Genomic DNA, 10,167 nt, shown 5'->3' on the forward strand with positions numbered 1-10,167 from the left:
AACCATAATAAACAGTTACCGCAGGCGGCTGCCTGTAAGGGAGTAAACCGACATGAGCCGAGAAATTTTGCTGCTGGTTGAGGCATTGGCAAGCGAAAAAAACGTGGACGCAGGGGTGGTGTTTGATGCGCTGGAATTTGCGCTGGCAAGTGCCGCACGTAAAAAAGCCGAACGCGAACACATGGACGTTTATGTGTCCATCGACCGCAGCAGCGGCGAGTATCACAGTTTTCGCCGCTGGCTGATTGTTGCCGATGAAGATTACACTTATCCCGACATTCAAAAAACCATTGAAGAAATTCAGGAAGAAATTCCCGATACCAAACTGCAAATCGGTGATTATTACGAAGAGCCGATGGAAAACGTGGAATTCGGGCGGGTAGCGGCACAAACCGCCAAGCAAATTATTTTACAGCGTATCCGCGATGCCGAGCGCGAGCAAATTCTCAATGAATTTTTGCAGCGCAAGGAACACGTGATTATGGGAACAGTGAAACGCACCGAACGGCACGGTACCATCGTGGAAATCGGGCGTTTGGAAGCGTTGCTACCGCGCGATCAAATGATTCCGCGTGAAAATTTCCGCAGCGGCGACCGCATTCGCGCCCAATTTTTACGCATTGAGCAACAGGGACACCGCCAGCAAGTGATATTAAGCCGTATTTCGCGTGAATTTTTGGTGAATTTGTTTGAAATGGAAGTACCTGAAATCGAAGACGGTTTGTTGGAAATCAAAGAAGCCGTGCGCGACCCGGGCTTGCGCGCCAAAATTGCAGTGAAATCCAATGACAGCCGCGTTGATGCACAAGGCACGTGTATCGGCATGAAAGGCTCGCGCGTGAACGCGGTGAGCAATGAGTTGGCAGGTGAGAAAATCGATGTGGTGTTGTGGTCGCCTGAAACCGCCCAGTTCATTATCAACGCGTTAAGCCCTGCCGAAGTAAGCCGCATCTTGATTGACGAAGAAGCCCATTCGGTTGATGTGATTGTGGAAGAAACCCAGCTGGCGCAAGCCATTGGACGCGGCGGGCAAAACGTACGCTTGGCAGCGGAACTGACTGGCTGGCAGCTGAATATCATGACCATTGCAGAAGCCCAAGAACGCAACGAAGCCGAAGACCGTACTTTGCGTGAATTGTTCCAAACCCATTTGGGTGTGGACGAAGACGTTGCCAATACTTTGGTGAAAGAAGGTTTTTCCGGCTTGGAAGAGGTGGCGTATGTGCCGCTGCAGGAAATGTTGGAAATTGAAGGCTTTGATGAAGGAATCGTCAATGCCTTAAGAGAGCGCGCCCGCAATGCAATTTTAACCTTGGCGATTGCCTCGGAAGAACAAGTGGAACAAGTTTCCGACGACTTGAAAGAAATCATCGGCGACGACCCGGAAATGCTGCGCGATTTGGCGCAAGCCGGCATCAGCAACCGCGAAGATTTGGCTGAATTGTCAGTAGATGAACTCATTGAAATCACCGGTGTGGACGAAAAAACCGCCAAAAAAGCAGTCTTGGCAGCACGTGCGCATTGGTTTGCAGAAGAAGAAGGGGGTAAGGCATGAGTCAATCAACAGCCCAAACCACAGTCGCACAATTTGCGACAGAATTAAAATTATCGCCGCAGCGCCTGCTGGAGCAATTGGGTGCTGCCGGTGTTTCCAAAAAAACACCTGCCGACGCACTCACTGCTGCCGACAAACAACAATTGCTGTCTTTTTTACAACAGGCACACGGCAGTCAATCCGGCGGTGCGGTTACGCTTACGCGCAAAAAAGCCACTGAGCACAGCACGGTTGCCGGCGTAGAAGTAGAAACCCGCCGGCGCCGGCGCATCGCTATGGTACCATCGGAAGTTACTCCGATGGCAATCACACAGACACCGAGTGCACCCGAAACCCCTGCTGTTGTTGAAACCATTCAGGCAGCAGCCACGCCCGAAATCAGCAGCGTGCAGACTGAAAAATCTGCCGAGAATATTACTGCCTCGGCAAATACAGTGAACGCAGTGCCGACAATTTCGGAAACACCTGCCAATGCCGCGCCCAAAGTAAAAACCGAAACAAAAACTTCAGTGCAGCCAACGGCAAAAACCGACAGCCCGAAAATCGGCAGCCCGAAATCGGAACACAAAGCAGAAAACAAACCGAACACTTCCGCCAAACCTGCCGCCAATGCGGTTAGAACCGAGCGCAATAATGATCCAGACAGGCAAAAACGCAGGGGCAAAAAAAGCGAGAAAAAACCGGATTTAGCCGCATTAAAAGCCGAAGCCGCCAAGCCAATTATCAGTGCTGAAGAACAAACCCTGCGCGATGAAGAAGCACGGCGTGCCGAAGCATTGCGCGCACATCAGGAAGCCTTGCTGCGCGAAAAACAAGAGCGTCAGGCACGGCGTGAAGCGGCTAAATTACAAGCACAGCAAGAAACCGCAGCCGCCAAAGCACCCAAAACCGAACAAGTGCGCACGGCGAAACCCACTGAGAAAAAACCGCTCAGCCCAGTTGCCGCCAAACCCGCCGGCACTGCCGGAGCAAATGCCAATACAAGCAGCCCCGCGCCCCGTAAAAAAGAAGATCGGCGCGGACGTGAAGACGATGCACCCAAAGGCGGCAAATCCGCCCGAGGCAAAGGCGGACGCACGCAAAGCGGTGCGGAAGACGGCCGCTGGCGCAGCGGCAAGGGCGGGAAAAAAGGCGGGAAAAAACTCAAACTTGAGCCAAACCAACACGCTTTCCAAGCACCCACCGAACCCGTTGTGCATGAAGTGCTTGTTCCCGAAACCATCACCGTTGCCGAATTGGCGCACAAAATGGCAGTAAAAGCCGTTGAAGTCATTAAAGTGCTGATGAAAATGGGCATGATGGTTACGATTAACCAAGTGCTTGACCAAGAGACTGCCTTAATTGTGGTCGAAGAAATGGGACACATCGGCAAAGCAGCCGCCGCAGATGATCCGGACGCTTTCTTGGAAGAAAACGAACAAACGCATGAAGCCGAATTGTTGCCGCGTCCGCCTGTGGTAACGGTAATGGGGCACGTGGACCACGGTAAAACGTCATTACTTGACTATATTCGCCGTGCCAAAGTGGCACACGGTGAAGCGGGCGGCATTACCCAGCACATCGGTGCATACCATGTGGACACACCGCGCGGCGTGATTACTTTCTTGGATACGCCCGGCCATGAAGCGTTTACCGCCATGCGTGCGCGCGGTGCAAAAGCCACGGATATTGTGATTTTGGTGGTTGCCGCCGATGACGGCGTGATGCCGCAAACCATAGAAGCGATTGCCCATGCCAAAGCCGCCAATGTACCGATTGTGGTGGCGGTGAATAAAATCGACAAAGACGGCGCAAATCCCGAAAAAATCCGCCAAGAACTTACCGCGCATGATGTTATTCCCGATACTTGGGGCGGCAATGTGCAGTTTATTGATGTGTCCGCCAAACAAGGCATCAACATTGATGCCCTGCTGGAAGCCGTTTTGCTGGAAGCGGAAGTATTGGAATTAAGAACCCCGATAAACACGCCCGCCAAAGGCATTGTGGTGGAATCACGCTTAGACAAAGGCCGCGGCGCAGTGGTAACCCTCATGGTACAAAGCGGTACTTTGCGCAAAGGCGATATGCTGCTGGCAGGTACGGCGTTTGGTAAAGTGCGTGCCATGCTTGACGAAAACGGCGATGCCATTGACAGCGCGGGTCCGTCCATTCCGGTGGAAATTTTGGGCTTGTCTGACCTGCCCAATGCCGGCGAAGACGCGATTGTGCTAGCAGACGAGAAAAAAGCCCGTGAAATTGCTCTTTTCCGTCAAGGCAAATACCGCGATGTGCGTTTGGCAAAACAACAAGCCGCCAAATTGGAAAACATGCTCAGCAACATGGGTGAAGACAAAGCGCAAAGCCTGTCGGTGATTGTTAAAGCCGATGTTCAAGGTTCTTACGAAGCCTTGGCAGGCAGCCTGCAAAAACTGTCCACCGATGAAGTAAAAGTGAACGTATTGCACAGCGGCGTGGGCGGCGTGAGCGAATCTGATGTGAACTTGGCGATTGCCTCGGGTGCAGTCATCATCGCCTTTAATGTGCGCGCCGATGCCGCCGCCCGTAAATTGGCAGAAAACGAAGACGTGGAAATTCGCTACTACAACATCATTTACGACGCCATTGACGATGTTAAAGCGGCATTGAGCGGCATGCTGGCACCGGAGCAAAAAGAAAACATCATCGGTACGGCAGAAATTCGTCAGGTGATCACCGTATCCAAAGTGGGCAACATCGCCGGCTGTATGGTTACCGACGGCATGGTCAAGCGCGAAGCCAGCATACGCTTAATCCGCAACCACGTGGTGATTCATACCGGCGAATTGTCCTCACTCAAACGCTTTAAAGACGATGTAAAAGAAGTGCGCCAAGGCTTTGAATGCGGTTTGATGCTTAAAGGCTACAACGACATCATTGAAGGCGACCAGCTGGAAGTCTTTGAAGTGGTGGAAGTCGCACGGCATTTGTAAATTTAAATCATTTGAATAATTGTTTTGCAATACCATAGGCTGCCTGAAATTCTGTTTCAGGCAGCCTTTTTCAACAAAATAATCAATCCAACACACGAGGAGAATTCAATATGCTGACCACCTTTTTATCTGTCTGCCCGATATTTCTGCTGATTGTCTGCGGCTACTTCACCAAAAATTATTTTCTCAAAGACGAAATCATTTGGAAAAGCATTGATAAATTGGTGTATTACTTGTTTTTTCCATCACTATTGGTATTGGAAATCAGTGAATCCAATTTTACCGGCGGCACACCCGATGCCATTTTGGTTACTCTGGCTGCCACCACGGCGGTTGCACTGATTATTTTTATCGTTCAAAAAATTGTGCCTGTACAAAATGATTTGTTTACGTCCATTTTTCAGGGCGGTGTTCGGTATAACTCCTATGTATTTATTGCCCTGTCGCAATCCTTGTTCGGCACACAAGGCGTGGCGTTGTCGGGTGTTTTTATTGCTTATATGATTGTATTTACCAATGTCATCAGCGTGTTGGTGTTAAATCACTACGGCAACGGCGGCAAAAAATCTTTGTCGGGCATGGTGCAATCCATTGTTAAAAATCCCTTGATTATCGGCGCGGTGCTGGGGGTGGTGCTGAATATGGCGGGAATACACATCGGCAGTGCACTGAAACCGTTTCTCGGCTACTTGGGCAATGCGGCAACGCCATTGAGCTTGATGTCGGTCGGCGGCGGGCTGATGCTGAAAATGCACAGCCATAAAACCTTTGCCGCTGCCTACGCAGTTACGCTTAAATTGATTGTGATGCCGCTGATTGCCGTGGTTTTATTAAACGCCTTTAATGTATCAGGCATACCCGCTTATGTTGCCCTGCTCTACACCGCCGTGCCTTGTGCCGGTAATGCGTATATTTTATCGCGCCAAATGGGCGGTGATTCAGAGACGATGGCTTCGGTGATTACGTGGACAACTTTGGTATCGGTGATTTCCATTACCTTGATTATGGGCAATATTCCCATTTTGCTTAATCAGTGAAGTAAAGGATAATAAAGGCTGCCTGAAATAATGCGTTCAGGCAGCTTTTTTGTATTCTATAATACTGATTGTACAACCCATTCAGGAATATCCCCATGCGCCGACAACAACGCGGCTATGACCGTCAAGACCGAGTCAAAGAACAGATCATGCGCGAATTGGCGGATTTAACCCGCCATCAATTAAAAGACCCGCGCGCCGGTTTTATCACCATTAACGATGTGGACATCACCCGCGATTACAGCTACGCCACCGTTTATTACACCGTATTGGACAGCAACACCCGCGCCGCCACCGCCGAAGCATTGGAACACGCCAAAGGACATTTGCGCAGTGAATTATCCAAGCGTATCCGCCTGTTCCGCGCCCCGCAATTGCAATTTACCTATGACGAATCACTGGAACGCGGCATGAATATTTCACAGCTGATTGATGAAGCCATGAAAGAAACACCTGTTGCGGATTAAACAAACCCACACAAACAACATCATGAATACATTGGATTTCAGCCGCATCAATACCGTTGTGATAAAAGTAGGATCGAGCTTAGTAACCAACGGCGGCAACGGCGTGGACATGGCTATGCTGCAACAATGGGCAAAACAAATTGCCGTGTTAAAGCAACGCGGCATCTTTGTGGTGTTTGTCTCCAGCGGCGCGATTGCCGAGGGCGTGAAACGCTTGGGCTGGCAGAAACGCCCCAAAGCCTTAAATGAATTGCAAGCCGCTGCCGCTGTCGGGCAAATGGGTTTGGCGCAAGCCTATGAAGCGGTTTTTTCTCCGCTGGGCATTCAAACCGCGCAAATTTTGCTCACCCATGAAGACTTGCGCCACCGCACCCGCTATCTCAATGCCCGCACCACCGTGCGCACCTTGCTGGAAAAAGGCGTACTGCCTGTTATCAACGAAAATGATACGGTTACCATTGATGAAATCAAATTGGGCGACAACGACACCTTGGGTGCATTGGTAACCAACCTCATCGAAGCCGATGCACTGATTATCCTCACCGACCAAAACGGCTTATACGACAGCGACCCGCGCCGCAACCCGCAAGCACAACTGATTCACCGCATCGCCGCCAATCACCCCGATTTGGAAGACATGGCAGGCGGCGCAGGCAGTAGCATCGGCACAGGCGGCATGCTCACCAAAGTACGCGCTGCCAAACGCGCCGCCGTCAGCGGTGCCGCCACGTGGGTGGCTTCAGGCAAAGCCGAGAATATTCTACTGCGCCTATTAGCCGGCGAAACCGCAGGCACACTGTTCACGCCGGACGCCACCCGCTTAAATGCCCGCAAGCAATGGCTGGTGGGGCAAATTCAGCTTTCAGGCAGCCTCAATATTGATGCGGGGGCAGCACAAGCCTTAATCAAACGAAATTCCAGCCTGCTGCCGATTGGCTGCACCGCGGTAACAGGGCGTTTTGAACGCGGCGCATTGGTGGCGGTTTTAGATGACCACGGCACAGAAATCGCCCGCGGCTTAATCAACTACAACAGCCGCGAAGTCGAAAAGCTGCTGCGTCAGCCTTCATCGCAGATTGAACGTCTGCTGGGCTATGTTGCCGAAGAAGAGCTAATCCACCGCGACAACATGGTATTGCGCCGCGGAAAAGACGAAAAAAGCGAATAAAAATGAATATTGCCGAAAAGACAAGCAATCCGCTGCTTGATGCGGTGAAATGGGACGATAACGGCTTGGTCTGCGCCATCGCTCAAGATCGGCACAGCCTGCGCGTGCTGATGGTGGCATGGATGAATAAAGAAGCCCTGATTCAAACGGTGAACAGCGGTTTTGCCCATTATTACAGCCGTTCACGCCGAAAACAATGGATGAAAGGCGAAGAATCGGGGCATACGCAAAAAGTGCATGAATTGCGGCTGGATTGCGACGGTGATGCCATTGTTATGCTTATCGAACAAAACGGCGGCATTGCCTGCCACACCGGCCATGAAAGCTGCTTTTACCGCATTTGGCAAAACGGCGAATGGCAGACTGCCGATGCGGTGTTAAAAGCCGAAGACGAAATTTACCGATAAAACGACAAACTGTGTTTTTGAAAATTATTCGCTCCGAAAAAAGCAAATAACATTGCCTTTCAGGCTGCCTGAAAAGTGTACTCATTGCCGATGGGAGGCAATACAAACACACAGCGGCAACCCGCTTGATTGAATATCAACGGGTTGAGCCATAAAATAAATACCGCACTAATTCAACGACATCGGTTTAAAACTTTCACGGAATAATTCCTGCGGCGCTAAATCAGTTACCACTGTGGATATTTGAATATCAAACCATTCCTGAAAAACCTCAGGGGTTAAGTCCGGCCATAAAGATTCGTCTTCGCACCAATCTGCCAGCTCTTGCGCAAAAACGGTTTCACAAAGCGCATCGATTTGCGTCCACACATCATTCGCGTCTTCGCACGGCGGCAACAGATAAGAATTAACGTCTTGCTGCAAATCAAACAGCGTAATGTCCGACAAATCCACATCAGACAAAGATTGCAGCCATTCCCAAAAGGGCTCCAGCGGCACCAAAGCAAATAAACTGCGGTTTACTTCATACATAAGACGTTCCTTCCTTGATGTTCGGCTTATACACCTCGTTGCATTCTATACGCAAACACCGCCGTTGTGCGCGGGACGCACGGCAATTCTCATTATGGCTAACCAATATTAACGCACGGAATTGCCGTGTTCGGCGGATTGCTTTTCACCGCCGCTGCCCATTTGCAAGTGCAAGCACGGTATTATTCGGCGTCGGCACTCAATATTTTCCGCCACCGCGCTGCTTGTGCGCGCACTTGCGCAGGTGCGGTGCCGCCCAAATGGTTGCGGGCATTCAAGCTGCCTTCGGGGGTTAATACTTCATACACGTCTTCGTTAATCAATGCAGAAAACGATTGCAATACCGACAGCGGCAAATCGCTCAAATCCACATTTAAACTGTCGGCATGGCGCACGGCAAGAGCAACGGCTTCATGGCTGTCGCGGAAAGGCAAGCCTTTTTTGACCAAGTAGTCTGCCAAATCGGTGGCAGTGGCAAAGCCTTGCAACACCGCCGCACGCATATTGTCGGGTTTCACCGTAATGCCGCGCATCATGTCAGCATAAATACGCAAGGTATCAATTAAAGTATCCACCGTATCAAACAGCGGCTCTTTGTCTTCTTGATTGTCTTTGTTATACGCCAGCGGCTGCGATTTCATCAGCGTGATTAAACCCATCAAATGCCCGATAACACGCCCGCTTTTACCGCGCACCAATTCCGGCACATCGGGGTTTTTCTTTTGCGGCATAATGCTGGAGCCGGTACAAAAACGGTCGGCAATATCAATAAAGGCAAAACGCGGACTCATCCACAAAATCAGCTCTTCACTCAGCCGCGACAAATGTATCATCAGCAAAGAAGCGGCAGCGGTAAACTCAATGGCAAAGTCGCGGTCAGACACCGCATCCAATGAATTCTGACAAATGGCTTCAAATTGCAATAATCGTGCGGTGGTTTCGCGCTGAATCGGATAAGTTGTGCCCGCCAGCGCCGCCGCGCCCAAAGGCATGCGGTTTACCCGTTTGCGGCAGTCTGCCATGCGCTCAAAATCGCGCCCGAACATTTCCACATAAGCCAGCATGTGATGCCCAAAGCTCACGGGCTGCGCCACTTGCATGTGGGTAAACCCCGGCATCACCACATCAGCATGGGTTTCCGCCAAATCCACCAGCGCACTTTGCAAATCGCCGATCAGCTGATTAATTTGGCTGATTTCATCGCGTAGCCATAAGCGAATATCGGTTGCCACTTGGTCGTTGCGGCTGCGTCCGGTGTGTAGCCGTTTGCCGGCATCACCGATTTTGTCGGTTAAACGCCGCTCCACATTCATGTGAACGTCTTCCAAATCCAGCGACCACGGCATCTTACCGTCTTCAATTTCTGCCAAAATTTCTGCCATGCCGCGCTGAATGTCTGCCAAATCCTGCGCACGCAGCACCCCTGCTTCAGCCAGCATCTGTGCATGCGCCAGCGAACCTTGAATGTCCCACGGTGCAAGTCTTTTATCAAAATCAACAGACCCTGTGTATTGTTTCACCAATTCACTCACCGGCTCCCTGAAACGGCCAGACCACGTTTTATTTGTCATAATAAACACCTACCTTAAACACTTAATTATTATAAATTAATACATAAAAAACACATAAAAAATAATTACCTTTTTATATTATCAATTAAAAATATAGTTACACATATCAATCAATTTCTATATAATCTAAATTAGGTATTATCTGTTATGTTGGTGAATAACACATAATTGGGTATTTTAACTTTATAACTCTTCGGGGGAGGAGCTATCCAAATGGACACCGAGAGGGCGTTCAAAATTCTGTGTCAGTGTTAAATCCTACAGTTTGATTATATCATCGAGTCTTCCCTCGAAATAAATGGAAAATTGGCTGACCGCCTGCCCCCAATTCTGTATGGGCATCGTCCATTTTTCTGATGCCTTATTGATGCCGACATACAAAAGCTTCAGCAGACTGTCCTCATTGGGAAACGCACCTTTGGTTTTGGTCAGCTTGCGGAATTGACGGTGTACCGCTTCCACCGCATTGGTGGTGTAAATCGG

Annotated in this window: 9 protein-coding genes; 6 read left to right on the forward strand and 3 right to left on the reverse strand. The window is 50.1% G+C overall.

All coding sequences use genetic code 11. From position 1 onward, the window contains the following. Positions 1-52 precede the first annotated feature (52 nt). The 6 genes from nusA (at position 53) to hisI (ending at position 7,582) form a co-directional block, all read left to right on the forward strand. The gene (gene nusA, locus Q384_RS06170; protein WP_037586602.1) at positions 53-1,555 is read left to right on the forward strand and encodes a transcription termination factor NusA; all 1,503 of its coding nucleotides are present in this window, start codon (positions 53-55) and stop codon (positions 1,553-1,555) included. Continuing rightward, a complete protein-coding gene (gene infB / locus Q384_RS06175) occupies positions 1,552-4,503 on the forward strand; it encodes a translation initiation factor IF-2 (protein WP_037586603.1) in 2,952 nt (983 codons plus the stop codon). The genes nusA and infB overlap by 4 nt, the downstream gene beginning before the upstream one ends. 110 nt (positions 4,504-4,613) lie before the next feature. After that, complete coding sequence (locus Q384_RS06180; protein ID WP_037586604.1) at positions 4,614-5,540, forward strand: AEC family transporter; 927 nt, start codon at positions 4,614-4,616, stop codon at positions 5,538-5,540. A gap of 95 nt (positions 5,541-5,635) precedes the next feature. Further along, the gene (gene rbfA / locus Q384_RS06185) at positions 5,636-6,007 is read left to right on the forward strand and encodes a 30S ribosome-binding factor RbfA (protein WP_037586605.1); all 372 of its coding nucleotides are present in this window, start codon (positions 5,636-5,638) and stop codon (positions 6,005-6,007) included. Positions 6,008-6,029: 22 nt separating this feature from the next. Further along, on the forward strand, positions 6,030-7,175 hold the full coding sequence (proB, locus tag Q384_RS06190; protein WP_037586611.1) for a glutamate 5-kinase: 1,146 nt from the start codon (positions 6,030-6,032) through the stop codon (positions 7,173-7,175). Positions 7,176-7,177: 2 nt separating this feature from the next. After that, the gene (hisI, locus tag Q384_RS06195; protein WP_037586606.1) at positions 7,178-7,582 is read left to right on the forward strand and encodes a phosphoribosyl-AMP cyclohydrolase; all 405 of its coding nucleotides are present in this window, start codon (positions 7,178-7,180) and stop codon (positions 7,580-7,582) included. Between the two features lie 168 nt (positions 7,583-7,750). Here the strand turns inward: hisI and Q384_RS06200 are convergent, their stop codons facing one another. The 3 genes from Q384_RS06200 to Q384_RS06210 all read right to left on the reverse strand — a co-directional run. Continuing rightward, complete coding sequence (locus tag Q384_RS06200) at positions 7,751-8,113, reverse strand: hypothetical protein (protein ID WP_037586607.1); 363 nt, start codon at positions 8,111-8,113, stop codon at positions 7,751-7,753. 182 nt (positions 8,114-8,295) lie between these two features. Continuing rightward, positions 8,296-9,687 (reverse strand): argininosuccinate lyase, encoded by a 1,392-nt coding sequence (gene argH, locus Q384_RS06205; protein ID WP_156956478.1) that lies wholly within the window; start codon positions 9,685-9,687, stop codon positions 8,296-8,298. A 255-nt stretch (positions 9,688-9,942) separates the two neighbouring features. Next, the coding region (locus Q384_RS06210) for a transposase (protein WP_037586609.1) at positions 9,943-10,167 on the reverse strand (225 nt) is incomplete at its 5' end.

The organism is Stenoxybacter acetivorans DSM 19021, from assembly GCF_000745895.1.
GTDB lineage: Bacteria > Pseudomonadota > Gammaproteobacteria > Burkholderiales > Neisseriaceae > Stenoxybacter > Stenoxybacter acetivorans.

Coding starts and splice junctions, on each gene's coding strand:
- Q384_RS06180 (WP_037586604.1), top strand. CDS start 4,614: ATGCTGACCACCTTTTTATCTGTCTGCCCGATATTTCTGCTGATTGTC.
- proB (WP_037586611.1), top strand. CDS start 6,030: ATGAATACATTGGATTTCAGCCGCATCAATACCGTTGTGATAAAAGTA.
- rbfA (WP_037586605.1), top strand. CDS start 5,636: ATGCGCCGACAACAACGCGGCTATGACCGTCAAGACCGAGTCAAAGAA.
- infB (WP_037586603.1), top strand. CDS start 1,552: ATGAGTCAATCAACAGCCCAAACCACAGTCGCACAATTTGCGACAGAA.
- Q384_RS06200 (WP_037586607.1), bottom strand. CDS start 8,113: ATGTATGAAGTAAACCGCAGTTTATTTGCTTTGGTGCCGCTGGAGCCC.
- hisI (WP_037586606.1), top strand. CDS start 7,178: ATGAATATTGCCGAAAAGACAAGCAATCCGCTGCTTGATGCGGTGAAA.
- nusA (WP_037586602.1), top strand. CDS start 53: ATGAGCCGAGAAATTTTGCTGCTGGTTGAGGCATTGGCAAGCGAAAAA.